Below are 24734 nucleotides of genomic sequence, written 5' to 3' on the forward strand. Positions count from 1 at the left end.
TGTACTGGTCTAAAATGGCTGCCGCATTGAGGGGTTGAAACTCGCCGTTTTTTTTCCGTAGAAACTGGAGCAGTCAACTCCAGAATACACCTCAAATTTGCGTCGCCAAATCAGGAAGTTGCTCCAATCAATCCAGTCGTCAGTGCCTTGGGGAGGCTAGAGCACAACTCCGTCGCTCATTTGAGGAAACTGTTCAAATGCGGGCTCTGATCTTCGCGTTGTCGGCTGATGCTCAATTCGATTTCCTGCATCCGCCGTTGCATCCTGGCGCTGGTGAAATTACGATCGAGAATGTCACTGCTATGCTTGGGGTATCTCGAAAGGAATCGACACCATGCCAAGCGATTATTCACTGTCGGATGTGCTGGAAAGGCTGTACGAAAACCAGCAGGCTGAGGCGGCCGTTATGGAGTTGACACTGCTGGTTGAGGAGCAAGGGACACAGGAAGTGGGCGGAAATGTACGTGGTGCACTGTGGACCATGGGTGAAAACGCTGGCCATATCAAACAAGGCCTGGCTCGTTTGAAGAAATTGGACATCGATTAACCGATTGCACACCCAAGTCCCATCGACAGTCATATCGGGATAAATTCGGGAGGCCAGTCCAGTTCGGCCGTTGCCCTCCGGCAGGCTGGTGTGCGGCGAGTAGGGTCAACCTGGTGGCCCTGGCGCTGCTCTGCACCAGCAAGCTGGCCCTCGACGAGCGCGCCCTGGCGCGGGTGCTCGACCTCTACCTGGCGCTGCTGCGCCGCGTGCAGGCGCAGCGCGAAACGCCAGGACGGCGGCAGACGGCGAGCCGGGAACTATCGGAAAAGTTCCCCGCTCTTATTAATTAGAGACCCGATCCGACGGGTGACATTCGGCCCGACAGTATCGGCGATACCCCCAATCAGCGGCTGCGCACGGATTCTTCCATGGACGAACGATTACCCGAGATACCCGGCTATAGCGTGCATAGCCGACTTGGCAAGGGTGGGATGGCCGAAGTCTACCTGGCAACCCAGGAGTCGCTGCACCGCAAGGTGGCGGTGAAGGTACTGCTCAGTGCCAATGACGAGGCGTTCAGCAAGCGCTTCATCCGCGAGGGACATATCGTCGCCTCGTTGCACCACCCCACCATCATCACCATCCACGACATCAACAGACTGGCCGATGGCCACTATTACCTGGCCATGGAGTTCGTCGCCGGCGGCGATCTGACCCGGCACAAGGGCGAGGTGTTCGAGCCGAGGCGCGCCCTGGATATCGTCCGGCAGATCGCCACCGGCCTCGCCGTGGTGCATGAGCAGGGCCTGATCCACCGCGATATCAAGCCGGCGAACATCCTCTTCCGCAGCGACGGCACGCCGGTGATCACCGATTTCGGCATCGCCAAGGCGCTGGAGATGGACAGCGAGCTCACCGGGCTCGGCATCGCGGTCGGCAGCCCGGCCTACAGCAGCCCGGAACAGGCGCAGTGCCAGCCGCTGGATATCCGCACCGACATCTACAGTCTGGGCGTCATCCTCCTGGAGATGCTCATCGGCACCAATCCGTTCCGCGGCGCCAGCTATACCCAGACCGTGATGAACCACGTGCAGATGCCGCCGCCGAGCTTGCCGGCGCACATCAGCCCGTACAAGGCGGTGCTCGAGCGGATGCTGGCGAAGGACCCCAACCAGCGCTTCGCCGACTGCCGGGCGCTGCTGCAGGCACTCGATGAGCTGGACCAGCCAGAGCAACCGGACGAACCGGACGAACCGGACGAGCCCAGCGAGGTGGAGCTGGAATCTACCCGCTTCGCGCCGGCCCTGATCGATCCTGCGCCGCCCCAGGCCGAGGCCGAGCCCGCCCGCCGGCGCAGCCCGAACAGGCGCCTGGCGCTGTGGGCACTCGGCAGCCTGCTGCTGCTCGGCGCTGCCAGCGGCACCGGCCTGTACCTGCAGCAGCGGATCGAGATCGCCGAGCTGCTGACACGTGGCGAACAGCGCCTGGCGGCGGGCCAGCTGGTCGAGCCGGCGCAGGACAATGCCGAGTATTTCTTCAACCAGGCCTTGCAGCTCGACGAAGCCAGCGCGGAGGCCCGGCAAGGACTGCAACGGGTAGCCGCGGCGCGGATCGCCGGCTACCGGCAACTGGCCGAGCAGCGCATTGCCGAAGAACACCTGCTGGAGCCCGAGGATGACAGTGCGGTGTTCTATTACCGGCAGATACTCGGCCTGGCGCCGAGGCACGCCCAGGCGCTGGCCGGGTTGAACCAGGTGGCGCTGCTCTACGCCGAGATGAGCGAAAGCGCGTATGCCAAGGGCAATCACGACCTGGCGCGGGCCTATATCAAGCATGGCCTGGAAGCCCGTCCGGACAGCCCCGAACTACTCGCACTCCGGGACCAGCATGAGCAGCGCACACGCAGTCGCCAAGCGCCGCGCCCGTCCGCTGCGCCGCGTTCCCCGCCGCCCTCGGCACCTCAATCGACCGACGAGCAGGCGGAACAGCCGAATGCGGTCAAGCGCCTGTGGAACAGGCTCTTTTGATGTGACCAGGGCACGCGGAGCCGATGCCGAGACATAAAATCTATGGTCACCCCCGTTTTTGCAATACTGATCAATGGGTGAAGTGGTCGGCTTGCTTAAATCTATCCGGCGTCTATCTGGGGCATGCCCCGCGCCACGATGAGAGTCGCGCCTGACGATCCTGAAAAATGCCTCGGCTTCTAAAGCCGATTTTTATGTCAGGTTCTTCGCCAGGCCGGTGGGCCGTTCACGTCATCTGTTGTTCAGCTATCGCAAAACCTGAAAGGTGCTTCGTGGTACTGCAACAACCGCAGGGTCAGGCGTTCAGAGCGTCTGGCCCGGCTTCATACTGCGTATGGTGAGCCGCTAGCTTGTTAGCCAGGGCACAGGCCACCACGTTCGAGTGTCGTCGCACCAACAGCGACCTCACCCAGTTAGCTAGAGCCCCTTTTTGGTGTTCTAGCCTCTGCATGTAGACCCGGGCGCACTGGACCAGCAGTCGCCTAAGGTTCTTGTCGCCGCGCTTGCTGATGCCCAACAAATTGGCTCGACCACCCGTGCTGTACTGTCTGGGCACCAGGCCGACAGAAGCGGCGAAATCGCGGCTGCATTTGTACTGTCGACCATCACCCATTTCGACCGCCAGCAGGCTGGCGGTGATCGGCCCGACGCACGGCAGACTCAGCAAACGACTGCCGAGATCATCGTCGGCCAGTTGGCTTGCCAGCTCTTTATCCAGCGCCTTGATCTGTTCGTCCCAGGTAGACGAAGTGGTCATGCAGTCGCTGCAACGCCAAGGCGCGCTGCATGTACTCAATGGCCTTCTCCAGATTCGCAACGGCATAATCGGGACACGGTGTTGAGCTTGGCTTTTCAGGATCGTTGAGCCACGACCGAACTGTTCGCACCGCGCAAGGCCGCGCAGTAACCGCTGCAATCAGTTCAGCGCTTTTTGCCTGGGTGATACCGTAGGTATGCCTGGATTATCTGGTGCAGCGACAGCTTGTCGCGAAAGTACATCCTCCGAATTTTCCCCAACATTTCCATGCTGATCACCCTGTGTTCTCCTGCTCGGAAAGTGAGCAGAAGTAGTTGAACACCTGGGTCAGTTTTCAGTCGGCAGAACAGCCTTTACTGGGTCAGTTTTCGGTCAGCGGCAACAATGGCATCGATCGAGGTCTTTTCGGCGGCACCGTCGATCGAGCCTCGAAGCTGGGTAATCTGGAAGTGCTGGTAGACCAGTCCTCCCGCCATCAGGACCAGGCACAAGCTGAGAAGCAGGGTTGAGCGGGTAGGGCGTGGTAGGTTCATGGATGTCCTCGCGCGAAGCTGGGGACACCCTCTCAAACCGCCTGGACTCGATGCAGCAGGAAATACGTTATCCGACCAATCCTGATTTTTTGGTGTGACCGATCAGGTAACCCCTCGTGCTGAGCTGTCTGCTATCCAGTTTCTCATCGGCGCTCATGTCGGTGAAGGTCGAGGCGAGAGGGTGGTTGTTGGAAGCTTCACCCCATCCCACCTGAAGTATTAGTTCACTTGGTTTATGGTCAGCTCAATGAAAAGGGGCACTTAGAAATTGGAATGGTTTCGCTGCACTCCCAAGACGGCAAGGTAGCGTTGGCGCATATACTTCAAAAGTGTGGTAACAGATAGGGTTCTCCTTCAAAGTCTAGGTCTTTCAAGTCTTCGGGGGTCGCGAGAAATGGATTCTTGGTGGCGACGGCATTAGCCAGAGTTTCACTTAAGAATTGGCGATCACGTGCCATATTTGGTGGTAGCGCTGGATCCAGGACATCGCGGCCTATCAGGGGGCCCAGTTGTTCGCCGATACGGTAGTCAAACAGATCGGCAAACGGGTCAATTGTCTGTACTGGGTAGTGCTGCCCCAATCGTATCAGGATAGGTTGCATCCAGCGGTCGAGCACGCTGCGTTCCGGCAATACATGGGCAGCCAACCGATACAGGAAGCCCAGGGCACTGTAGAGATCACCTTCATAGGCATATCCATTGTTCAATCCAAAGCTTAGGTGCGTCATCGCGCACCACAACGGACCGTCGATTGGACCAGTCCACTGGCGGCGCTCAAACTCGAAATATTTTAAGTAGCGTGGATCGACCGTGCTGCACCACGAGGCCTGAAGTACCTGTTCGGGCTCGGTGTGGTTATGCAGTCCGTCGAAGCGCCACACCACCCATTCATACAGACCGATAGCCAGCGCCATGCGGGCGCGAATCGATATATCTTCGGCAGCATCGAGCACTGCGGTGGAGTCAGCATGAAAGTCAGCGTCGACGCGCGCATCATCCCAGATGAAGCGCAGATTGCGCCGCATTGCGTCGTCCAGCGTGATCCAGCCCGGTCGCTGTAGGGGCATCAGGGCTTGCCGGGATAAGGGGTGGTCATACCCAGTGCCTTCAACTCGTCCACCGGTCGCAGGTAAGGATTGTGATCCGGATCCAACATCGCAAGAAAAGCATCTCGCAGCGCATCCTCGCTGCCTGCTACGTATCCGGCAGGGTCGAAGGTTTCGCGTAGCACAGGGGCTTGGTTGGGCAGGGGCTGGTGTCGGTTGGGCGATATCTGCTGGAGGCGCTGCAGTGTGTCGGGCAGCCAGGTTTTGAATAGCGGTGAGCGGCCGACGACATGTTGCCCGAGCAGGACTAGGGAGATGCTGCTATCGAAGAGGCCAGTGCCGTCGGAGGTCTGAATGCTTTCTTCGAAAGAGTCGCACATCATCGTAAGCGATGACCAGAGCGGGCCGGTCAGCACGAATCGTTCATCGACATCGGGTGCGTCGGGTGCGGAGAGTTGCGCATAGCGAGGATCGATCATCGCCGCCCAAGAGGCCTCCACGCGCAGCAGAGCGTCGGAGACGTCCAGGTGCCGGGACAAGCGCGCGACTACCCATTCGACGCATGCGATGACTAGGCCGTAGGACGCCTTCTCGTTGATTTGGCCGAGTGCCTTGCCCAGCTTAGGGTTATCGTCGTCGGTCATGCCGTGGAATTTGTTTCCAATACTGACGCTCCACTTGTAGTCGATCGGTAGCTCGTCGACCTTGGCGGTCAGCAGGTAGTTTGCAATTTTCATTCATCAACCTTTTAGATTCAGCCTGCCGCTCAGGTGCCGGGCGCCTTCAGGCGGCCTCCCTTTGCGTGGCCGTTGATCAGTTTGACCAGTTTTGGGTAGCCGTCAGGCTTCTTGCAGTCGCTCTTCGACATTGGCTGTGGTTTGTTTTGATGATCGCAGATCCAGATCTCAATATTGCACTCGTTGGCTGCCTCGCAGAGCATGTCATAGCAGGTGGAGCAAGGTGTGCCGTGGTACTCCGTCGCGCCGGTCTGGCGGTTCTCCGGACGCCAGTCAATGCTGAGCAGCACCGAGCCGTCGCGCAGCGCGCCCTTCACGTGGTTGGTGAGGTCGTTGAATATCTTGCATTCGGCATGGCCACCGTAGCCGCCGCCCAGGTGGACACGGCGGAAGTTGCAGAGGGTACCGGCCTTCCTTTTGGCATCGGTATGTTGGTCCGGTGGGCTGTTGCGGATTGTTTCGTTGAGGCCGACCCTCTGCGCGCCGGTACCGCCCAAGCCGGCTCCGTTGATGTATTTATCAGCCGTCTTGTTGCTGGAGTAGGTTTGGGTTATTCCGCTGGCGTCGGGTTCCGTACGGTAGTACCCCGTTGAATACGTCATGCCAGATCCATCGGCTAATTCCCAAGGTGTCTTGTTGGCTAGGTTGCCATTCTTTTTTTTGGGGCGATCTTCTCTTTTTACTTTTGGTTTGGGACCGTTGGCTATGAAAAAAGCACGTGCATCGATGTTCTTCTTTTCTAGGTCCTTGCAGTCCGGCTCTTTGCCGTCCGCGACGGTCCCTCCTTTTGGACCACCGGATATCGACATGGTGCTGCCTCAGCGGTTGTTGTTTGTGGTCAGGTCCAGTAGCCGGACGGCATTCTTGCCTTCGATCTTGACGTCGAAGGACCATGCCTGCGCGATCGTCTTGCTCTGTAGGCAATGCTCAGTTACGTTCATCCCATATGAACGTGTAGCCGCTTCGTCACCAGTACATCGGGCGTAGTTGGAAATGTTCTTCAGGCCAACTTGACCGCCTTTGACCTTGACCGTCCGCGCTCCCTGAGAAGTGTTACTGGCCTTTGCGAAGTCGGGGTAGGGAATAGGGGTAGGACCGGCTGGTGGCGCCGGGGGCGATAGGCAGACATCCGGCATCGCTCCCAAGACATGGGTATCGTCTTTCTCCGCCGAAAGCTCTCGCCCGTTGACGAATACATTGGCACTCATAACGTAACCTCCCTTCCGATGTCGTTATCCTTAATGCCGCTTTGGAGCACGAAGGCAGCTCTTTCTCCGGTATCGCTGCCCACATGGCATAGGACATGACGTCCAGGGGCATACTTCATGCGCATGGCATGCGCAGCCCAGCTCAGCAGACACGGCAGAATGGCTGCACCGATCTCGCCCAGGTATTCGATCGGATGCCACATATCCAGCGGTTTTCTCCGCTCGCTACGATCCAGCCGCATGGCAACGAACATCGCTTCCTTGAACTTGTAGTGCTCACCCGAAAGGTCGCTCAGTCGAAGCGCAATATCGGACATGGTGACTCCCGCCATTTCCAAGGCATTGCGCACCGCCTGGGTCATGGCCTCTCCCCGCAACGGTTTGGAACCATCTATGGGCGCAGTCTCAACCGCTTGGCCATACCCCATGACGTACAGCGCGCTTCCGGTCGCTACAGGGGCAGAAAGCAACACGGCAGAGCCCGCTTCCCCCGGAAGAAATCCATTGAAGTTACCGGTGCAAAGCACTCGTCGATGCACTTCGTAGGCATCCAATGTTTCATGGTCGATGTAGCTATCGACACCGGCTATCAATACATACCGGGCATGTTCTGCCGCTATCAGCGTCTGGGCATCGATCAGTGCTTGCGCGCAACCGACTTGCCCGGCGGGGTAAATACGTGAGGCTGGATGCAGAGGAGCATCCAGGCGCTCCGCCAGGGCATCGAGCAGTTGCGACTCGATCATTTCCGGCCGGCCTGGGCGCGATGGATGCGCGGTCCCTATCAACAACGGAACTTCCGATAATGTTTCCTCGCGGCAGACCTGCAAGCACTCGATAATTGCAGGCGCCACCAGATCGGCCAACAGTTCGACACCGGTCCAGCGCTGTGGCAGGACGATGCGGGCACATCGATAGGGTTCTCCTCCCTCTCGATCGGCCCAAGCCCTCGTCATCACGCCGCTGATACCGGCACGCAAGGCCGCCAACGTGGAGGGTGCGTTGTAGCCAAGCGCGGTAACGAGCCCCGACGCACGAACGGCCATCGGAATCCTCATCGCACCATCCTCTTTCGCTTGGCCGCTACCGCCTCAGACAGGCTGCGGTAGTAGGTCTTATACGGAAAGCGCTGGGTACGGTGCCAGGCTTCGCTCATTTCGCCGACGATGGTTTCCTTTATCTCGAACACACTGCCGTTTAGCGCAATCCCGGTGCGCCATGTCATCGTGAAGCGCTCGCTGTCCGGCTCCAGGACGATGGTGTCGAGGACCGCCTTCTGGTTGATGTCTCGGCCTCGGTAGGGGATGAAGGTGACCGGCATGGTCTGGCGCGGCAAATGGAAGGTGCGGAGTCCATCATGTGTCAGGTGTTTCAAGATCATATCCTCACCGCCCTGGGGGTAAGGGATGATTTGATCCTCTGGCGCAGCTTGGAAGTAACGCTCGTCGAAGTCGTCTGGCCAGAACGGCGCCTGCTCGTTCAACCAGTGCTCATCGTAGGTTCCGGCATAGCGTTGCCGCGGCCCCCAGGAGCGGCCGATTGGCGTCAATGCCATGGGGCGATATTTACCGTTGTGGCGGGTGACCGGGCGATCACTGTCCTCGGTGTTTGGCAGTGGCTGGCCGTCGATTTGCTCCGTGTGCCGCCAGTAACCCCGTCCCGCCGGATTGGCAAGGAAGGTTGCAACCTTGCCGGTACGCGACAGGCGTGTAGCGTCTATGCCTCCGAAGGCGCGTTCATATCCGACGGGCATTGTCGTAAACGGCAGGGCTTCACTCGCACTCACGGTGCCGAGCAAGCTTTTGCGCCAGTGGCGGTCCCCCACCACGTTGAAATGCTTGATCAGGGTGCCGACTCGCAGGCCGACGTGCAGGTGCGTGGCGATGCCGCCATCCGGGACGTGTGCCTGACCGATCACCAATACATCGCAGGCCGGTTTGAAATGCGCGAAATCGCTTTCCCGTAATGGGGCGCTGACTCCTGGCTCGCCAATGAACTCGTCGGCCTCTATCAACGGCTGTTGATCGACATGTAGTTGAGCCGGCTGCCCCGGTTTGCTTGGCATTCGATAGGTGGCCTTGACGATGACCACCAGCAGTTCGCAGCCGTCACGTTGAAAGCCCATCGTCCAAGCGGCCTCGAACGGGGTGACCTTGGTGAACCTCATGCTGCCAACCACCGTTGCTGGCGGTCGGCACGGGCGGTTACGGGGAAAACCGACGCCCCTTTCCGCAAACGAGCCAACTCGATGGCTGCGCCCCGTCGCTGGCGTTGCGTCCCGCCATGCAGGAGCCTGATGGCGGCAGCCTCACTGATCGGTCGCCCGGCTAGATAACGAGAACCCGGGGTGAACCGCCCCTGTTCGGCTTGCCACCAGTCGTGCAGTGCTTCAGTGCTGACCCAATATGCGAATGCGTCATCCGGGTGTTCATCCTCCAGGTCGAGTGGATCGCGACGTAAGGATGGATCCTCCAGATCGAGTCCCGTGATGAGAGCGAATGCCTCGGCCGCAACGCAGGAGAACGCATTATCCCCGCAAAGCTCCAACAACCAGGGCACGACGGCAGGATCGCCAAATGCACCGGCGGCAATAACGGCCTGGCGTAAGGTTGTGCTGTTGCCTGCCAAGCCTCGAATGAGGCTGCGCACCCAGTCCGGGTATCCTGCACGCGCGGCGATTTCCAATGCCGGACCGGTTTGCTGTGCGGCTTCGCTGACTTCGAAGGCCAGTTCGGCCGCGCGGAAATCCCCTTGCAACGCACGCGACCAGTAAGACCAGAATCGACACCCTGCATGCGAATCTGCAGTGGCGCTATCCAATGCTCCCTCGCACTCTGTCAGGCCACGCTCGCCAATCGCACGCAGGGCTCGGGCACGCAGTTGAGGATCAGGGTCATTCAATGCCGCGATGATTGTTTGCCGTGCCGGTATGCCTTGAGCCACCCGCACTGCCAGGTCGACGGCGCGATGAGCCGATAGTGGTGATTCCGCCAGTCGTTGCAGAAGGGGTTCGAGGTCGTCCCAATCGAGCCAGGATAACGCTGAGATCAACGCGTCACTCAGCTCCGGATCGCTGAGCGCGATCGAGAACGTATGGCTCATCGCCTCGCGATTCTGGAGAGCGAAGGCGAGCCAGCCCGCGACAAAAAGGGTGCCGCTATTAAGATCACCCAACGCTTGGGTGGCCAACTGTAAGCCCGTTTCCCCGGCGACACGTAGGCCTTCAAGATGGGCCAATACACGCTCATCCAACAGTGCGAGTTGGTCGAGGTGGTAATGCGGTGCTAAAGCCGCCTGCTCACGTGTGGACCACAAAAACGAAGCCTCGTCAGCATGCTCGGTTACGACAGGAATATTCAGCAAGGACGAGATCTCGGCCGGAGCGAATCCATTCTTCATGGCGAACCTCAATTCAACTGGACAGAGCCACCCTGTACTTTGTTGGCTCCAGCAGCACGGGTGACAATGGTTTCTCCGTATACCTCCACCCGTCCATCCTGACGTAGAGTCAAATGAGACTTTCCACAGCGAAGGACCAGTTCCGTATCGGCATCCAGTAGCACACGCCCGCCGTCATATCTGACTTCCAGCGGTACTAACGCCTGTGGTCGATTTTCTTTGGCCCGTAGCACCCCCATAACGATGGGCCGACGTTGGTCGGCCTGCTCGAACATCAACAAGACTTCCCGACCGACGTGATCGTTGCGCAGATCGACGAGGCTGCGTGCCGGTTGAGCGATGGAGGATTCCTGCTCGGACCACGACACCAGTGGTATTTGCCCGTCATCGATCATGCCGAGTAAACGGCCTGTCACTGCGCTGTGAAAATCGATAGGCGCTGGCTGCTTTGACGCTGTTGAAAGACATGAAGTGGAATATGCCCCTTGTGGGGATAGCGGGACTTCTTCCTGCGCCTGTTGGGGGATATCAATTTTTAGGTCACTCATGGAACACTTCTCCCTGTGTAATAAAGTGCTTTATGAGACCCTCACGCTCGATCAACTGCTCTCGTCACTAAAGAGGGCAAGCATTGGTGTGCAACTATATTGATAGCCAAGTCCGGCGGGCCCTTTGCTCATAGGTAAATGAAAGTTAGCTGAGGTGTCACGAGTGTCAATGAAATTTCTTCGGAAAAGTCTTGAGAGCAATTGCGTGATTCAAAGTCCCTCCCACGAGAGAAAGCACAATCTATCGTTACGCTATCACCTTCGCTTGTGGGGGCAAGGCCGGCATGTGTTGCGCATGCACGCCATTGGTGCCGGGCCGATACGCTACGGCAGTTACGCTCCACAATCCGTTTGAGAAGGAGGCGAAGATCGCCCTGCGGGTTTTTCCGACAACCCTTGCGGGGGCCGCGTCGGGTCGGCGGCCCAACTCCATCACGCACCGGACGGAAGAGAAGATCATACTTACTCCTCGGTCAGCGACAACACTGCAGGGGCGAGCAGGGTGGTGCTGCGGGCGGCGATGCTCTGTTCCTCGGGGCAGCCGGGGTAGGTCACCAAGGGCGCGCTGGCCTGTGGCAGTTCGAGCAGGACGCCGATGACCACGCCATCGATGCGGGCCTGGCTGGGTAGTGGGTATTGAACCGTCATACGCGTCACTCCTAGTTTTGCAGGATCTTGCGTCCCTTGATCACCACGTTCTTGCTGGCCTTGATGTTGATCGCGCCGGAGCCGTCTATGGTGATGTCCTTGCCGCGGATGCTGATGGTGCCGTCCTTCTTCATGACGATGCTGGCTTTGCCGGTCGTGATGGTCACTGAGTCACCGGCATTGATGACAAGATCCTTGCCCACCGTCAGCGCATCGTCCTTGTCGATATCGGTTGTGCGTCCTGCGCCGACCTTGCGCGATTCGTTTGCTTTTACCGTCGTTGAAAGATTGGCTCCGACGTCCACCGAGCGGTTGGCGCCCACATTGGTCGACTGGTAGAGGCCCACGTTGACGTTTTGGTAGGCCCCGACATTCACCGTTTGAAAGGCACCGATGACAACTTCCTGCGCGGCACCGATGGCGATCGTCTCGTTGATACCTACCGCATGGGTGCGCTGCAGGGCCACGGTCGCGGTTTCACTGGCGCCGACACTGATCGTGCGGTTGCTGCCTATGCTGATGGTCTCGTTGCTGCCGACGCTTTCCGTACGGTTGCTGCCTATGCTGATGGTCTCGTTGCTGCCGACGCTTTCGGTACGGTTGACGCCGATGGTGATGGTCTCGTTGTTGCCCACGCTTTCGGTGCGGTCGTGTTTGACGTGCACGGTTTCATCGTTGTCGATGGTCTTGCTGCGGTCGTGGCCGACCCAGTGGGTTTCGTCGTTCTCGACCTCGATGTCCTGGTTCTTCTCGGCGTGGATAAACAGTTGCTCCGCACCTGTCTTGTCCTCCATACGGATCTCATTGAAGTTGGCCGGTGAGCCGTCCTTGCTCGAGCGACTTTTCACTCCGCTCTGGGTGGCATTGGCTGGCAGTGTGTAGGGCACGGTCTGTTCGGCGTTGTAGACGCGGCCAGTGATGATCGGCCGATCCGGGTCGCCGTCGAGGAAGCTGACGATCACTTCCTGACCGATCCGCGGGATCTGCACCGCGCCCCAGTTCTTGCCGGCCCAGGCCTGGGACACGCGCATCCAGCAGGAGCTGTTCTCGTTGGATTGGTCATGGCGATCCCAGTAGAAATGCACTTTGACCCGGCCATATTGGTCGGTCCAGATCTCCTCGCCACCGGGGCCGACCACCACGGCGGTCTGCGGCCCGCGGACAATCGGCATCGGGGTCAGGGGGAGGGGGCGGAAGGCCTGGCTGGCATCTATGCAAGCGAGTTCGCCAACGAACTGCTCGGAGAGATCCTGGGTGCCACTTTCGTAGGGCTCCTGGTGGATGTGGTAGTGCGCGCTGACCACCAGGTACTCGCGGTTCTGGTCCTCGCGCTCGTAGCCGGTCAGCTTGAACAAATGGCCGGAGCCCAGGCCGCGGGCGCGGCCGCGCAGCTGCACGCGCTCGAACTGGCTGTGAATGGCTTCGATGCGGGTACGCGCGTAGTGCTCGCCATCGTTGCTCTGTACGTATTCACCGGGGTAGTCGTAGAGCGGGTGGTCGCCGTTGCTGTGACTGCGCGACACACTGGAGCGCACCTCAAGGTTGGTGCGGGGGCGCTGGAAGTCGTAGTCGTTCAGCTCCAGCGAACCGGGTTGGACTTCCCGCGCCAGTTGCCAATCGTAGAAGTGATCGCGCTCGCGCATTTGCTGGTCGGGCGGGTAGAAGGGCACCGAGTCGTAGTCTGCCACCGTGGAGTGGGCGCCATAGGCGTCGGCCAACACCAGTACATGACGCGCCTGCTCATGGCGGAAGTAGTAATAGATGCCTTCCTGCTCCATCAACCGGCTGACGAAATCGAAGCTGGTTTCGCGGTATTGCACGCAATATTCCCACTGGCGGTAGCTGCCGCTCAGGCTGTCTTCAACATCGGAGAAACCGAGGTCGCGGAACACCTGTTTGATGATGTCCGGCACCGTGTTGTTCTGGAAAATCCGGCAGTCCGAGGTGCGCGTGAGCAGCCAGAGCCAGGGCCGCAGGCTGACGCGGTAGCCGGCGAACTGGCCGTGGCCGGTCAGTTGTCGACAGCTGCAGGCAATGCCGTGGAAGTAGCGTTTGCCGCCGTCGTGCAGCTCCAGGGTCAGGCCCATCGGCTTGCCCAGCAACTGATCGAACTTGATCGCCCGGTCTTCGGAGGTGAGATCCAGCTCGTAGTGGAACAACCGCCCCAGCTCTTCGCTGCCTTCCATGTTCTGCAACAACAGGATATCGCCGCCGAGGGGACTGTCGACCTGCACCAAGCGGCTGTTTTGCGTGATTGCCATGAACGGCTTCCTCTGGCTCGTGTACGGGCGTCAGTCGGCCTTCTCGAGGGTGTCAGGGGAAATCGTGTCCAACCATCGCAGTACATCCACCACAGAGATGATCTCCATATCGGCCTCACAATCGGCACTCAGTCAGAGCGAACGTACGACTAAATCCGTTTCCTGCGGATTAACCTTCTGTCCAGAGCCACTTTGGCGTCATCTCTAACAATTCAGGTTCAAGTCTTAGCGCTGTTTAATGCTTGTCAAGAAACTCTCCGACCAATGGGGCGAACACCGAGACGTTTCAAGGTAGGTGACCGGTGGTCATTTATTTAGTTTCTTTGGTTATAGGATTTATTCAAAAAAAGCGGATGCAACCGCAAAAACCTTGACGACATTGAACCGTTTCAGAGGGACTATACTCAGGTGCACAGGTTGGCATACCCGAGCCGTTATGGAGCAATATCGTACAAGGAGTGCTAATGCCGTTGCGTTTGACAATCACCAACTATCACAAACTTACGCCCGGCCAACGCACGGAGTTCGAGCTTGATCGCGGTGAGCTGAAAATCGGCCGCAACCCCGAGAACGACTGGATACTTCCAGACCCGGAGCGCCTGGTATCCGGTCAGCATTGCGTCATTCAGTTGCGTGACGACACCTACTACCTGACCGACAACAGCACCAATGGTGTGCAGTTGGTGAATGCTGGCGTGCACATACACCGCGGCGACAGCGAACCCTTACGGGACGGCGAACGACTGCGCGTGGGCGAGTACGACATCCTGGTGCAGATCAACGACGCCCCACAGATCATCAACGAGGCGCCTGCAACGAGCGATCCCTTTGCCGGCCTCGTCGATACGCCGATGACGCCTCAGGCGCCTCAGGCGCCTCAGGCGATTCCCGGCGCGGCCCCGGCGCCCCCCAGCAGAGAGCCGATCCAGTCGAGCGGTTCGCCCCCGGATATCCCCTCCGATTTGTTTGATTTCCTCGCGCCCCCATCGGTGCCGCCGTCTGCCGTGGCCGACTACGTGCCGGCCGAGCGCCATGATTTCCGCCCGCCGGAGCCACAGCCTCCCAGCGTCCATCAGGCCAGCGGAACCGGCGAAACCCCAGAAATTCCGGGAGATTGGGACCCCTTCGCCGAGCTGGGCATAGGCCCGACACCCGTAGCGCCGCCCACCCCGCAAGCACAGCCGCAACCATTGCCCGCGGCGGCGGAGAATATGGACAGCAGCACACCAGCCCCAGTCGACCCGTTGGCTGCGGTTTCGACCCCAGCGCCCGCAAATGAGAGCAGCAATGAGGTGCTGGAAGCCTTTCTCAGGGGCGCCGGGCTCGACCAGTTGCGGATCGATAGAGACGAAACCTGCGCTCAGATGGAGGCCATTGGCCGTAGCTACCGCCATATGGTGGAGGGGCTGATCGAGGTGCTGCGCGCCCGTGCCAGTCTCAAGGGCGAGTTCCGCATGGCCCAGACCATGATCCGCCCGGTGGAGAACAATCCCCTCAAATTCGCCCCCAATGTCGATGAGGCGCTGCTGTTGTTACTGCGCGCCGGCAATCAAGCCTTCATGCCGGCCGACCAGGCCATCAAGGAAAGCTTCGACGACCTCAAAGCGCATCAATTGGCCGTTATGGCGGGCGTACAAGCCTCGATCAAACATCTGCTCAAGCGTTTTCAGCCGGAGGTATTGGAAGCGCGCTTGAGTAAGCCTTCGGGTATTGGCGCTTTGCTACCAGGTACACGTCAAGCGCAATGCTGGGAGTTGTTCACGGAACGTTATGCGAGCATTTCCAGAGAGGCCGAAGATGATTTCGAGGACTTGTTCGGGCGCGAATTCAGTCGTGCTTATGAAGAACAAAGTGCAAAGTTGCGCAAAGGCTAAGTGTCATCAATTAGTTATATCAAGGCTAATTGACATTAAATAGTTGATTGATCTTGTTTGGCTATCAGTAGTTCAAAATTTGAATAATAAATATCAAGAAGGCCGACGACATGCCAAAGCTATTGTCGAACGCTAGCGGCCCGTTAAGGACCGCGCCAGTGAACGCCACTCCTACCATGCCACTTGAACGTATCCGGCCCTTTGAGCTCTGCACGAACTCGAAGAGCTGCCGGGCTACGTGCACGGCCGCATAGGGCTGATCGGCGATGCGGCCCACGCCAAGTTGCCGCACCAGGGCGCTGGCGCGGGGCAGGGGTTGGAAGATGCCTGGCTTTTGGCCCGACTGCTGGCAGACCCACAGGTTCTGGCGAGTCGGCCGCAAGGCGCGCGCTGCTATCGGCCATCAACCGAATACTTGCCAGGACCTGTAATGCCCAGCAGCAGCAAGCCGCCCATGATGCTGAGGTTCTTGAAATATTGGGTCATGTTGGCCGCGCGCTCTGGGTCAACCATAGTCCAAAAGTGATGCCCGATCAGAGCTGTGCCGAGTACGAACAAGACGTAGAGAAATGCGAGTGGGCGGGTGTAGAAACCCACGACAATCGCTATGGCGACAAAGAACTCCATGACGACCGCAACCCCCGCAGCGACCATGGGCATGGGCGCGCCGAGTGAGCTCAGGTAAGCAACGGTACCGCCAAAGTGGGTCAGCTTGCCCCAGCCGGAAATGATGAAAAGGATCATTAGAAGGATGCGGGCTAGCAGGATGATCTCGTTTCTCTGATTCTCAAACAGGTTGTATCTCATGGTGTGCCGCCTGTGGACGCGAGAGAGGGTGCGCAAGTAAGTCTTGTATTGAAACCGCGCACTTTTAACACTAGCAGCTGATTGTCAGGCTGCGCTGGGACGGGGGAGGGGCGATAAAAGCATCTCTGTCTGCCAGCAGGCGGCATACGGAGCTGCTAGTGTTAATCCGCTAATCCAAGATCTTCCTAATTCATCGAATGGCGCTTAATCCAGGAGAAAAATCATGGCGAAGGTACTGGTTCTCTATTACTCAATGTACGGTCACCTCGAAACGATGGCTGGCGCAGTGGCCGAAGGCGCACGATCCGTACCCGGCACCGACGTGACGCTCAAGCGTGTCGCTGAAACCATCCCGGCCGAACAGGCAGCAGCCATCGGCGTCAAACTTGACCAGAAGGCACCGGTGGCGACACCTGACGAGCTGGCCAATTATGATGCCATTATCTTTGGTACACCGACGCGCTTTGGCAATATGGCAGGACAGATGCGCACGTTTCTCGACCAGACCGGCGGACTGTGGATGAGCGGCGCGCTGGTCGGGAAAATCGGCAGTGTCTTTGCGTCGACTGGCACCCAGCACGGTGGCCAGGAAACCACTATTACGTCGTTCCACAGCACACTCCTGCATCAAGGGATGGTCATCGTGGGTGTGCCTTACACCTGCGCAGGGCTGACCAACATGAGCGAGATCACCGGCGGCACACCCTATGGCGCGACCACCCTGGCAGGCGCCGACGGTAAACGGCAACCGTCACAAAATGAACTGGATATTGCGCGTTTCCAGGGTAAACACGTCGCTGAGCTTGCAATAAAGATCGCGGGTTAACGCAAACACGTAAATGGGCACATGTTGCAGGACAGGAGTCGAGCTTCGACGATGTTCATAAGCAGCTGTAACCCTGGATTTTGAGGCCCGTTAGCCAGAAACCGGGTTAGAGTGTTCATCAATGTCTGTTCATAAGGGCCCTCCACTCGATTCGCGTAGTCGCGCCAAGCGGTTCCAGCGAACGAATCGGGCAAAAAAAACCGTATATCAATCGTTATGTGAAGAATGAATCGTCCGCTGTTTGTTTCTCTAGATGGGCCCAAGGGATCCGGCAAAACCACACTGTTGGAGGCCGTTACGAAAGTACTAAGGGCAGACAATAAAAAGGTGATCCGACTTTGCGAGAAAAAAAGCGATCCCTATAGGGGTGAAACAATGACCCTCGTGAACAAACTCGTCAGAAATCCCACTCGGGATTTGGAGTTGCAGGTTTGTGAGCGCTTTGCTGATAGCCGTACCTGGATTTCCCGGCACGTGCTGGCTAAACAGCCACCAGGCAGCATCATCTTGATCGATCGCTGGTACCCGTCTGATGCCGCGTTTCGCCGGATAGTCCCGTTTGCAGAGATTCTACAGTTGAACATTGATCGAAACGTGCAAGTGCCAGACCTGCATGTCGGGGTTGTCACCGCCCCTGAAATTTCATGGGCGAGGGCAGCGGCACGACGGCGTGGGCTGAGCAGTACTGTGATCCATAAGCTGGAAGAACATGTCGCTTGTACCAAGGCGTTCGAGCGAGCGATTGCAGATCACGGCTGGGTTTTATGCCGTAACGAAGGAACGATCGAGGACGCAACGATGCAGGTGATTTCTGAGATCTATAGAGTCCTTCGATGCCCCGTAGGCGAAGTTCGCTGCGCCGGCCTTGATGCGGAGATAGCCGTAGATATAGATCGTTAGCAGAATCGAAGGGATGATTTATAGCCGCAGCGGTAGCCGGCTGATGCTTTGATCTGGGTGCCTGTCATCGAACTCTGAGCCGAAGCTTCCCGGGATGGGTCATACATGATCAGACGGTTCGAGTGTCGTTTGCTGGGGCTGGGGTATTGAGTTGGCTCGAACAGGGATCGGGGATTGGTAGCTTGAAAGAACCTTTGGTAGAGTTCCACCCAGACACATCATTTAACATAATATACATTACACGTAACATCATGTTTCAAGATTAGCCCGGTTGCACGCAGATTTTGAAGCCCTCAATTCACCCAAGCCCCTCATCCTTGCGTCAGCTTCCCAATCAGCTCCGAATGCTCGGGAAACTGCTCTCTGAGCTTCTGCCGACTGCCCATCTCCATATCTGCAAAATCAAACCCTGGTGAAACCGCTTCACTGATCAATCCGTATTCCGCTAAACCCGTCATAAGCTGCGAAGCTTTCCAGACGCCACCAGGTACATGCAGCTGCAAAGATTGTCCGGCGATAACGTCGCTGCCCATCACCACAGTTTTCAACGTGCCGTCTGGAAAAATCAGGCTGTACTGAATCGGGTTTCCCAAATGGTAGTAATGAACGATGTCCGATTGATTCAGGTGGAAATGCCCGATCGGTGAATCCTTGGTCAGCAAGTAATAAATTGAACTCATCAAGTGACGTTGACCGCCATTGATCTCCACCATAGCGTGGTGATCAGATTGAAAGGTTCTTCGGTAGAAACCGCCTTCCATGTGAGGCTCCAGAACCAATGCGGCGATCACTGCTTCAGCGTCGGGAATTTGAATGTCGAGCTCACTATTGGTCATGTGGATTGCCCTCATTAAAATACCGAAGCTATCACTAGGATATTGTCGATAGATTATAACTATGCTAAATGGTTGTTTAGTCGTTTTATTTCGATAGCGTTTAAAAGCGTGAGCAAACGCAACGTCGGCTTGACTCTATAGCTACCCCTGCCCTCGTAATACCGCAATATCCCGCTTGGGAGGTACGCCAAACAGACGGCTATATTCGCGGCTGAACTGGGACGGGCTTTCATATCCGACCTTATAAGCCGCACTGGATACGTCCTGATGTTCATTGAGCATCAATCGCCTCGCCTCGTTCAGTCGCAGCCATTTCTGGTACTGCAAGGGGCTCATTGTGGTGAGTTGGCGGAAGTGGTGGTGAAAGGTCGGAGTGCTCATTTGCACTCGGGCCGCAAGTTCATCGATGCGAAGCGCCGAGGTGTAATTCAACTTCAGCCAATCGATGGCTTTGGCGATCCGATAACCTTGGCCATCGACAGAAGTTATTTGTCGTAGCCGGCTCGCCTGATCACTCTGCAAGAGACGGTAGTGAATCTCGCGTTGAATCAAGGGGGCCAGAACAGGAATGGATTCCGGTTCATCGAGCAGTGCCAATAAGCGCTCGAATGACGCCAGCATTGCAGGGGTCACTGAACCAATTCCTACCCCCTTCGCAACTGATCGATCACGGGTTGGTGGCAGGTCACTTTGCGCTATCAGCTCAGCCAGCATGCGCAGATCGAGCTTCAAAGTCAGTCCCAGGCATGGCTGTTCCGGGCTTGCCGCCAGCACTTCTGAATTGGCAGGCAAGTCCAATGAGGTGATTAGAAATCGCGATGTGTCATACGGGTAGCCTTCGCCGCCTACCCAGAGCTGTTTCTCACCCCGGGCGACGAGGATGATGCTTGGCTCGACCATGCAGACGACAGGCGGCGATGGATGTTCGCGCCTGAAGAAGCCGAGGCCCGTAATGGGCGTTCCGTAATCACCTGGTTTCGGGATCTGCGCACCGATGATCTGCGCAAGCGTTTCTTGCGGCGATGTCTGTTGAGGCGCGGTGTCGTGTTTGATCGTCATGTTCGTCTTGTACCTCTTCGCTGAACTCTAACTCGCCAGTTCACGACCGTCCTGCAAAAAAAAAGAGACTCATAGAATCAGGCAAGTAATCCAGCGAAATGCACTACAGGGAGTATGGGCAGAGCCGGAGAATGTTCATCCGACACACCCATTGAGGAATCTCCCATGACGTCAAGTATCGCTTCGTGATCGACAACGCCATGTTGGCTGATTAAGCACTTGGGTCAAAACACTCCAGCAAACTACAACTCAATCGAAAGGACTATCCGGTGAAAGGAATTTTTCTTGCCCTGGGGCTTCTCGTTACCTCTTTTTCTTCAATGGGAGCCGATATGTCAAACGGCGCGGACAACTTCTATAAAAGCGAGATAGTGACCGTTGAAAAGGTCGCCTTCAAAAATCAATACGGCATGAAGGTGGCGGGCAACCTGTTCACCCCGAAAGACCTCGCCCCCAAATCCAGGAACGCCGCCATCATTGTCGGGCATCCGATGGGGGCGGTGAAAGAGCAGAGTGCGAACTTGTACGCTACCAAAATGGCCGAACAAGGATTTGTCACACTGTCCCTGGATTTGTCCTTCTGGGGCGAGAGCGAGGGCACGCCTCGCCAGGCCGTCTCGCCCGATATTTACACAGAAGACTTCAGTGCCGCCGTGGACTTTCTCGGCACTCACCCAATTGTCGATCCTGAGCGAATCGGCGTCCTCGGTATCTGCGGCAGTGGCAGCTTCGCTATCAGTGCGGCCAAGATTGATCCGCGCATGAAGGCCATCGCCACCGTCAGCATGTACGACATGGGTGCGGCCAACCGTAACGGTCTCAAACACGCAGTGACTGCGGAACAACGCCAGCAGATCATTCGCGACGCCACCGGGCAGCGCAATGCCGAATTCCAGGGTGGCGAAATCCGCTACACCGGCGGCACGCCGCTCAAACTGACCGGCAATGCCGTGGGTGACGAGTTCTACGATTTCTATCGCACCCACCGAGGCGAAGTCACTCCGGCCGGCGCATCGGCGCAGACAACCACCATGCCGACGCTGACCAGCAACGTGAAGTTCATGAACTTCTATCCGTTCAATGACATCGAGACTATCTCCCCTCGCCCGCTGCTGTTCATTGCCGGCGCCCAGGCGCACTCACGCGAGTTCAGTGAGGACGCCTACAAGCGGGCCGCCGAGCCTAAGGAGTTGCTCATTATTCCAGATGCCGGACACGTGGATCTTTACGACCGGGTCAACCTCATTCCATTCGCCAAGTTGACCACGTTCTTCAAAAGCAACCTCAAGTAGCCTGATCGGTGCCCTGGCCGGGCATCACTTCTCTCGTAGCCTCGTTCTCGGGGCTACGACGCTTCGCGCAATACAGGGTTCAACCAATGACTGATCACCTCCTCCCAGTGCCCCATAAATCATGGGGCGCCGTATTCGCCATGTCGCTCGCTGCCTTCGTGCTGGTGGCATCGGAGTTCATGCCCGTCAGCCTGCTGACACCGATTGCCGCAGATCTACACGTCACCGAGGGACAAGCCGGTCAGGGAATCTCCGTCTCGGGACTGTTCGCCTTGTTCACCAGTCTTCTGATCGCATCGGTGGCTGCGCGGGTCGACCGCAAACCGCTGCTCCTTTCACTGACGCTGTTGATGATCCTTTCCGGAACAGTGGTCGCGTTCGCGCCGAACTACTGGGTGTTCATGATCGGCCGCGCGCTGATCGGTGTTGCGATAGGTGGCTTCTGGTCATTGTCGGCAGCAACCGCCATGCGCCTGGTGCCTGATGACCAGATCACTCGCGCAATGGCCATCGTCAACGGCGGCAATGCTTTGGCGACGGTTATTGCAGCGCCATTGGGCAGTTTTCTCGGCGCCCTGATTGGCTGGCGCGGTGCATTCTTGTGCGTCATCCCAGTCGCGATAGTCGCTTGTGTATGGCTGCTGTTAAGCCTTCCTCCGATGAAATCGAAAAGCGGTTCAGGCACTGGCAACGTCTTCAAGTTAATGAAAAGCACGCCGGTCGCGTTAGGCATGGTCGCGGTCAGCGTGTTTTTCATGGGCCAGTTCATGCTGTTTACCTATTTGCGCCCGTTCCTTGAAACGGTCACGCACGTCAGTGTTTCCATACTGTCGTTGATGTTGCTCGTCCTGGGTATCGCGGGCCTCGCAGGAACCTTCCTGATTGAAGCGTTCTTGAAAAATGGCCTGCATCGAACCCTCATCGTCATCCCGATCTTGATGGCGGTGATTGCACTGGCGCTTGTTTCATTCGGTAGTTCGGCGGCCACCACGACTATCTTGCTTGGCCTCTGGGGACTGGTTGCGACTGCTGCGCCCGTGGGATGGTGGACATGGCTGGCAAGAACGTTGCCAGACGCTGCTGAAGCGGGAGGCGGCTTAATGGTGGCGATCATCCAGCTAGCCATTGCGTCTGGCGCAACCGTTGGCGGCCTGGTCTTTGACTTGAGCGGCTATCGAGCGACCTTCGAGTTGAGCGCCGCTGTGCTGGGCGTGGCGGCCGTTCTTGCCTTCCTGGCTGCACGCGCAGCATCGCGGGAGCCTCTTGCCGCGGCGAACATCGCTTGATAACCACAAGACACGCCAAGGCATATCTTGTGGTTTCGGGGGAGCATACGCACGCAGGTTGGACGTGACGATCAGCGTGCGCTGTCGATGATTTGGCCACCGTCGGGCGTCAGGCTGTAACCCGTCAGGAAGTGTGCATCCTTGCTGGCGAGGAATAGCACCGGCGCAATGTCCTCTTCGGGTGATCCATGACGGCCAGCGAGGCGAAGTTGATGACCCTCCCTCCCCGCTGGCTTTAAGTGTTCTTGAGGAATGCTTTTCGAGCCTTGGAGCTTCAATCAACTGGCTGTTTTGCCATGGAGATCGCGGGAAGCTCCTTCGAGGGTTTTCCATAGACTGCGCATCGTAGGGTTCTCATTGGTGATGGAGCAGTAGGAGCGTATCTCCAGTCGCGTACTCCATTCATCACCACCCGCTTTTACCAACTGACCTCGCTGAAGCTCGTCAATAGCATTTATGTGAACTGGGCGCTGATGTGCTCATCTTGGGATGCACAGAGCTGCCTCTGGTGCTCGAACATAGCGAAGCCTACAAGATAAAGAACATACAGTGGCGTTGATCGACCCGACAACTATTTTGGCATTGAAGTGCATCGAGCTTGCCCGTGAAAATACGGTCAAGCCTCACAGGTACTAGCCTGTATAAGCTACAAAAAGGCCCTCCGCGGGCCTTTTTTGTACTCAAACCCAACTCACTTGGTCAGCCAGGACTCGACAGTGGCGGAGCCGAATTTAGCTTTCCATTCCCTCAGTGTCTTCTGGTTGCCGCCCTTGGTCTCAACGACTTCGCCAGTGTTTGGGTTTTTGTAGATCTTCACCTGACGCGGCTTGCGTGTGCCGGATTTCGGCGCGGTTGCTGATGCGCGACGACCAGTTTGTGGCTCAAGAAGATTGATCACGTCTTTCAGGCTATAGCCGTATTTGGCTAGCAAATCACGCAGCTTCTTTTCGAAATCAATTTCCTTTTGGAGGCCTGCATCACCTTTCAGTGCTTCGAGAGCCTGGAGCTGTTTAGCCAGATGTTTTTCGAGTTGACGGAACTCTGCGAGCTTGGACATGTAAAACCTCATATGTGTTTTGAATGTATGTACATGTGACAGAGCCAGCTAAAGAAAAGTCCCCTTACATCCTTGTAGTGGATTAATTACCCTGCGCAACCGTCAGCTTAAAGTCCTATGCGATACCTAGAGGCAAGTCTAAAAAGTACAACAACAAAAAAAGCCCGGCTTGCCGACGGTAGCGTCTCGAAGATCGCTATCGCCGGCAGGCCGGGCTCCTAAAGCAGAATGCCGCTTAAATGTTTCGCATCAACAGCACTTCGGTCCCGCCTTGCTGCCGTAACGAGCCTCCTGACGTTCGCGAAAGAACACCTCGTAACTCATCACCGGTTTGTCCGGGTGTTTGGTTTGCATATGCTCAACGTAAGTGTCGTAGTCGGGCATGCCCACCATCAAGCGTGCGGCCTGACCGAGGTATTTACCAAGGCGACTCAGGTCATTGAACATGGGCACCCTCCTCCATCAAGCATCCGGCAGAGCCTGGAATGGTGCTTCTTTATCCGTACGTTCTTTGGTGCCCCAGGCGGCAATGCCAACCTTGAGTGCAAAGAACAGGATGCTGAACACCACGAGCAAAAACAGCACAGTCAGCGTCGCATTGGTGTAGGCGTTGTAGATCACATGCTGCATCTGTTCGATGCTCTTGGCCGGCGCCAAAACCTGCCCGTTGGCCAACGCATCGCTGTACTTCTTCGCCAGCGCCAGGAAGCCGATCGCCGGGTTGGCGTCGAACAGCTTGATGAAGCCTGCGGTGGTGGTGCAGATCAGCAGCCACACTGCTGGCAGCATGGTCACCCAGACGTAGCGTTGGCGTTTCATTTTGATCAGCACGACGGTTGCCAGCATCAGCGCGATACCAGCCAGCATCTGGTTGGAGATACCGAATAGCGGCCACAAAGTGTTGATGCCACCCAGCGGATCGATCACGCCTTGGTACAGCAGATAACCCCACATCGCCACGCAACCGGCGGTTGCGATCAGGTTGGCGGTCCAGGATTCGGTGCGCTTGAGCGCTGGCACGAACGAGCCGAGCAAGTCCTGCAGCATGAAGCGTCCTGCACGGGTACCGGCGTCGACGGCCGTCAGAATGAACAGCGCTTCGAACAGGATTGCGAAGTGGTACCAGAACGCCATGGTGTTTTCACC

General features: G+C 57.5%; 23 protein-coding genes and 6 pseudogenes. 10 read left to right on the forward strand and 19 right to left on the reverse strand.

Annotation, left to right across the window (positions count from 1 at the left end; translation table 11 throughout):
- The first annotated feature begins 334 nt into the window (after nt 1-334).
- From BK662_RS25790 to BK662_RS25795, 3 genes and pseudogenes are all read left to right on the forward strand, one after another.
- Nucleotides 335-547 carry a hypothetical protein gene (locus BK662_RS25790; RefSeq protein ID WP_123359391.1) on the forward strand — a complete coding sequence of 71 codons (213 nt, stop codon included), beginning with the start codon at nt 335-337 and terminating at the stop codon, nt 545-547.
- Between the two features lie 92 nt (nt 548-639).
- Nucleotides 640-774, forward strand: a pseudogene (locus BK662_RS35940) (hypothetical protein); the annotation flags it as partial.
- A 141-nt stretch (nt 775-915) separates the two neighbouring features.
- A complete protein-coding gene (locus BK662_RS25795) occupies nt 916-2514 on the forward strand; it encodes a serine/threonine-protein kinase (protein ID WP_123359390.1) in 1599 nt (532 codons plus the stop codon).
- Between the two features lie 295 nt (nt 2515-2809).
- Here the strand turns inward: BK662_RS25795 and BK662_RS25800 are convergent.
- The 12 genes and pseudogenes from BK662_RS25800 to BK662_RS25855 all read right to left on the reverse strand — a co-directional run.
- Nucleotides 2810-3284: pseudogene (locus BK662_RS25800) on the reverse strand (transposase); the annotation flags it as partial.
- 340 nt (nt 3285-3624) lie between these two features.
- Nucleotides 3625-3804 (reverse strand): hypothetical protein, encoded by a 180-nt coding sequence (locus BK662_RS34850; RefSeq protein ID WP_185047164.1) that lies wholly within the window; start codon nt 3802-3804, stop codon nt 3625-3627.
- Nucleotides 3805-4127: 323 nt separating this feature from the next.
- On the reverse strand, nt 4128-4829 hold the full coding sequence (locus BK662_RS25805; protein WP_123359389.1) for a hypothetical protein: 702 nt from the start codon (nt 4827-4829) through the stop codon (nt 4128-4130).
- Nucleotides 4830-4870: 41 nt separating this feature from the next.
- Nucleotides 4871-5587, reverse strand: a complete 717-nt coding sequence (locus BK662_RS25810; protein WP_123359388.1) for a hypothetical protein — start codon at nt 5585-5587, stop codon at nt 4871-4873.
- A 29-nt stretch (nt 5588-5616) separates the two neighbouring features.
- Entirely contained in the window at nt 5617-6396 is a 780-nt protein-coding gene (locus BK662_RS25815) for a hypothetical protein (protein ID WP_148057940.1), read from the reverse strand.
- 9 nt (nt 6397-6405) lie between these two features.
- Nucleotides 6406-6795, reverse strand: coding sequence for a PAAR-like domain-containing protein (locus BK662_RS25820; RefSeq protein WP_123359386.1), 390 nt, complete (start codon nt 6793-6795; stop codon nt 6406-6408).
- Nucleotides 6792-7841 (reverse strand): hypothetical protein, encoded by a 1050-nt coding sequence (locus BK662_RS25825; RefSeq protein ID WP_123359922.1) that lies wholly within the window; start codon nt 7839-7841, stop codon nt 6792-6794. The genes BK662_RS25820 and BK662_RS25825 overlap by 4 nt, the downstream gene beginning before the upstream one ends.
- An 8-nt stretch (nt 7842-7849) precedes the next feature.
- Complete coding sequence (locus BK662_RS25830; protein WP_123359385.1) at nt 7850-8962, reverse strand: DUF2169 family type VI secretion system accessory protein; 1113 nt, start codon at nt 8960-8962, stop codon at nt 7850-7852.
- Nucleotides 8959-10194 carry a TIGR02270 family protein gene (locus BK662_RS25835; RefSeq protein WP_123359384.1) on the reverse strand — a complete coding sequence of 412 codons (1236 nt, stop codon included), beginning with the start codon at nt 10192-10194 and terminating at the stop codon, nt 8959-8961. The genes BK662_RS25830 and BK662_RS25835 overlap by 4 nt, the downstream gene beginning before the upstream one ends.
- 8 nt (nt 10195-10202) lie before the next feature.
- Nucleotides 10203-10742 carry a DUF6484 domain-containing protein gene (locus BK662_RS25840; RefSeq protein ID WP_123359383.1) on the reverse strand — a complete coding sequence of 180 codons (540 nt, stop codon included), beginning with the start codon at nt 10740-10742 and terminating at the stop codon, nt 10203-10205.
- A 489-nt stretch (nt 10743-11231) separates the two neighbouring features.
- Nucleotides 11232-11390: pseudogene (locus tag BK662_RS25850) on the reverse strand (DUF6484 domain-containing protein); the annotation flags it as partial.
- A gap of 11 nt (nt 11391-11401) precedes the next feature.
- On the reverse strand, nt 11402-13651 hold the full coding sequence (locus tag BK662_RS25855; RefSeq protein ID WP_123359380.1) for a type VI secretion system Vgr family protein: 2250 nt from the start codon (nt 13649-13651) through the stop codon (nt 11402-11404).
- 464 nt (nt 13652-14115) lie between these two features.
- Between BK662_RS25855 and tagH the strand changes: the two genes are divergently transcribed.
- Together tagH and BK662_RS25870 are read left to right on the forward strand one after the other, a co-directional pair.
- A complete protein-coding gene (tagH, locus tag BK662_RS25860) occupies nt 14116-15525 on the forward strand; it encodes a type VI secretion system-associated FHA domain protein TagH (protein ID WP_123359379.1) in 1410 nt (469 codons plus the stop codon).
- Between the two features lie 205 nt (nt 15526-15730).
- Nucleotides 15731-15907 (forward strand): annotated as a pseudogene (locus BK662_RS25870) (FAD-dependent monooxygenase); the annotation flags it as partial.
- Between the two features lie 11 nt (nt 15908-15918).
- Here the strand turns inward: BK662_RS25870 and BK662_RS25875 are convergent.
- Nucleotides 15919-16332 (reverse strand): DoxX family protein, encoded by a 414-nt coding sequence (locus tag BK662_RS25875; protein WP_123359377.1) that lies wholly within the window; start codon nt 16330-16332, stop codon nt 15919-15921.
- A gap of 223 nt (nt 16333-16555) precedes the next feature.
- Between BK662_RS25875 and wrbA the strand changes: the two genes are divergently transcribed.
- On the forward strand, nt 16556-17158 hold the full coding sequence (gene wrbA, locus BK662_RS25880; protein WP_123359376.1) for an NAD(P)H:quinone oxidoreductase: 603 nt from the start codon (nt 16556-16558) through the stop codon (nt 17156-17158).
- A gap of 225 nt (nt 17159-17383) precedes the next feature.
- Nucleotides 17384-18058: a dTMP kinase gene (locus BK662_RS25885; protein ID WP_123359375.1), complete on the forward strand. Its 675-nt coding sequence runs from the start codon at nt 17384-17386 to the stop codon at nt 18056-18058.
- Between the two features lie 311 nt (nt 18059-18369).
- Here the strand turns inward: BK662_RS25885 and BK662_RS25890 are convergent, their stop codons facing one another.
- A complete protein-coding gene (locus BK662_RS25890) occupies nt 18370-18894 on the reverse strand; it encodes a cupin domain-containing protein (RefSeq protein ID WP_123359374.1) in 525 nt (174 codons plus the stop codon).
- A 141-nt stretch (nt 18895-19035) separates the two neighbouring features.
- On the reverse strand, nt 19036-19953 hold the full coding sequence (locus BK662_RS25895; protein ID WP_123359373.1) for an AraC family transcriptional regulator: 918 nt from the start codon (nt 19951-19953) through the stop codon (nt 19036-19038).
- A 332-nt stretch (nt 19954-20285) separates the two neighbouring features.
- On the opposite strand from BK662_RS25895, the gene BK662_RS25900 reads away from it, so the two are divergent.
- Together BK662_RS25900 and BK662_RS25905 are read left to right on the forward strand one after the other, a co-directional pair.
- Nucleotides 20286-21245, forward strand: coding sequence for an alpha/beta hydrolase (locus BK662_RS25900; protein WP_375539010.1), 960 nt, complete (start codon nt 20286-20288; stop codon nt 21243-21245).
- Nucleotides 21246-21331: 86 nt separating this feature from the next.
- On the forward strand, nt 21332-22531 hold the full coding sequence (locus BK662_RS25905; protein WP_123359371.1) for an MFS transporter: 1200 nt from the start codon (nt 21332-21334) through the stop codon (nt 22529-22531).
- A 278-nt stretch (nt 22532-22809) separates the two neighbouring features.
- Here BK662_RS25905 and BK662_RS35375 read toward each other — a convergent pair.
- A pseudogene (locus BK662_RS35375) lies at nt 22810-22980 on the reverse strand (LysR family transcriptional regulator); the annotation flags it as partial.
- A 2-nt stretch (nt 22981-22982) separates the two neighbouring features.
- Here BK662_RS35375 and BK662_RS35370 point away from each other — a divergent pair.
- A pseudogene (locus BK662_RS35370) lies at nt 22983-23167 on the forward strand (cysteate racemase); the annotation flags it as partial.
- Nucleotides 23168-23222: 55 nt separating this feature from the next.
- On the opposite strand, the gene BK662_RS25925 reads toward BK662_RS35370, so the two are convergent.
- The 3 genes from BK662_RS25925 to BK662_RS25935 all read right to left on the reverse strand — a co-directional run.
- The gene (locus tag BK662_RS25925; RefSeq protein WP_123359370.1) at nt 23223-23588 is read right to left on the reverse strand and encodes a histone-like nucleoid-structuring protein, MvaT/MvaU family; all 366 of its coding nucleotides are present in this window, start codon (nt 23586-23588) and stop codon (nt 23223-23225) included.
- 249 nt (nt 23589-23837) lie between these two features.
- On the reverse strand, nt 23838-24035 hold the full coding sequence (locus tag BK662_RS25930; RefSeq protein ID WP_007900300.1) for a YbdD/YjiX family protein: 198 nt from the start codon (nt 24033-24035) through the stop codon (nt 23838-23840).
- A 15-nt stretch (nt 24036-24050) separates the two neighbouring features.
- A partial coding sequence (locus BK662_RS25935) for a carbon starvation CstA family protein (RefSeq protein ID WP_311196292.1) occupies nt 24051-24734 on the reverse strand: 684 nt, incomplete at its 5' end.

The organism is Pseudomonas frederiksbergensis, assembly GCF_003732275.1.
In the GTDB taxonomy this organism is placed as follows: Bacteria; Pseudomonadota; Gammaproteobacteria; order Pseudomonadales; family Pseudomonadaceae; genus Aquipseudomonas; species Aquipseudomonas frederiksbergensis_H.

What these genes read in the sequence shown, in the direction of transcription:
- BK662_RS25900 (WP_375539010.1), top strand. Translation starts at nt 20,286, where the DNA reads ATGTCAAACGGCGCGGACAACTTCTATAAAAGCGAGATAGTGACCGTT.
- BK662_RS25895 (WP_123359373.1), bottom strand. Translation starts at nt 19,953, where the DNA reads ATGACGATCAAACACGACACCGCGCCTCAACAGACATCGCCGCAAGAA.
- tagH (WP_123359379.1), top strand. Translation starts at nt 14,116, where the DNA reads ATGCCGTTGCGTTTGACAATCACCAACTATCACAAACTTACGCCCGGC.
- BK662_RS25925 (WP_123359370.1), bottom strand. Translation starts at nt 23,588, where the DNA reads ATGTCCAAGCTCGCAGAGTTCCGTCAACTCGAAAAACATCTGGCTAAA.
- BK662_RS25855 (WP_123359380.1), bottom strand. Translation starts at nt 13,651, where the DNA reads ATGGCAATCACGCAAAACAGCCGCTTGGTGCAGGTCGACAGTCCCCTC.
- BK662_RS25790 (WP_123359391.1), top strand. Translation starts at nt 335, where the DNA reads ATGCCAAGCGATTATTCACTGTCGGATGTGCTGGAAAGGCTGTACGAA.
- BK662_RS25825 (WP_123359922.1), bottom strand. Translation starts at nt 7,841, where the DNA reads ATGGCCGTTCGTGCGTCGGGGCTCGTTACCGCGCTTGGCTACAACGCA.
- BK662_RS25795 (WP_123359390.1), top strand. Translation starts at nt 916, where the DNA reads ATGGACGAACGATTACCCGAGATACCCGGCTATAGCGTGCATAGCCGA.
- BK662_RS25830 (WP_123359385.1), bottom strand. Translation starts at nt 8,962, where the DNA reads ATGAGGTTCACCAAGGTCACCCCGTTCGAGGCCGCTTGGACGATGGGC.
- BK662_RS25890 (WP_123359374.1), bottom strand. Translation starts at nt 18,894, where the DNA reads ATGACCAATAGTGAGCTCGACATTCAAATTCCCGACGCTGAAGCAGTG.
- BK662_RS25810 (WP_123359388.1), bottom strand. Translation starts at nt 5,587, where the DNA reads ATGAAAATTGCAAACTACCTGCTGACCGCCAAGGTCGACGAGCTACCG.
- BK662_RS25815 (WP_148057940.1), bottom strand. Translation starts at nt 6,396, where the DNA reads ATGTCGATATCCGGTGGTCCAAAAGGAGGGACCGTCGCGGACGGCAAA.
- BK662_RS25820 (WP_123359386.1), bottom strand. Translation starts at nt 6,795, where the DNA reads ATGAGTGCCAATGTATTCGTCAACGGGCGAGAGCTTTCGGCGGAGAAA.
- BK662_RS25905 (WP_123359371.1), top strand. Translation starts at nt 21,332, where the DNA reads ATGACTGATCACCTCCTCCCAGTGCCCCATAAATCATGGGGCGCCGTA.
- BK662_RS25875 (WP_123359377.1), bottom strand. Translation starts at nt 16,332, where the DNA reads ATGAGATACAACCTGTTTGAGAATCAGAGAAACGAGATCATCCTGCTA.
- BK662_RS25840 (WP_123359383.1), bottom strand. Translation starts at nt 10,742, where the DNA reads ATGAGTGACCTAAAAATTGATATCCCCCAACAGGCGCAGGAAGAAGTC.
- BK662_RS25805 (WP_123359389.1), bottom strand. Translation starts at nt 4,829, where the DNA reads ATGCGGCGCAATCTGCGCTTCATCTGGGATGATGCGCGCGTCGACGCT.
- BK662_RS25885 (WP_123359375.1), top strand. Translation starts at nt 17,384, where the DNA reads ATGAATCGTCCGCTGTTTGTTTCTCTAGATGGGCCCAAGGGATCCGGC.
- wrbA (WP_123359376.1), top strand. Translation starts at nt 16,556, where the DNA reads ATGGCGAAGGTACTGGTTCTCTATTACTCAATGTACGGTCACCTCGAA.
- BK662_RS25930 (WP_007900300.1), bottom strand. Translation starts at nt 24,035, where the DNA reads ATGTTCAATGACCTGAGTCGCCTTGGTAAATACCTCGGTCAGGCCGCA.
- BK662_RS25835 (WP_123359384.1), bottom strand. Translation starts at nt 10,194, where the DNA reads ATGAAGAATGGATTCGCTCCGGCCGAGATCTCGTCCTTGCTGAATATT.
- BK662_RS34850 (WP_185047164.1), bottom strand. Translation starts at nt 3,804, where the DNA reads ATGAACCTACCACGCCCTACCCGCTCAACCCTGCTTCTCAGCTTGTGC.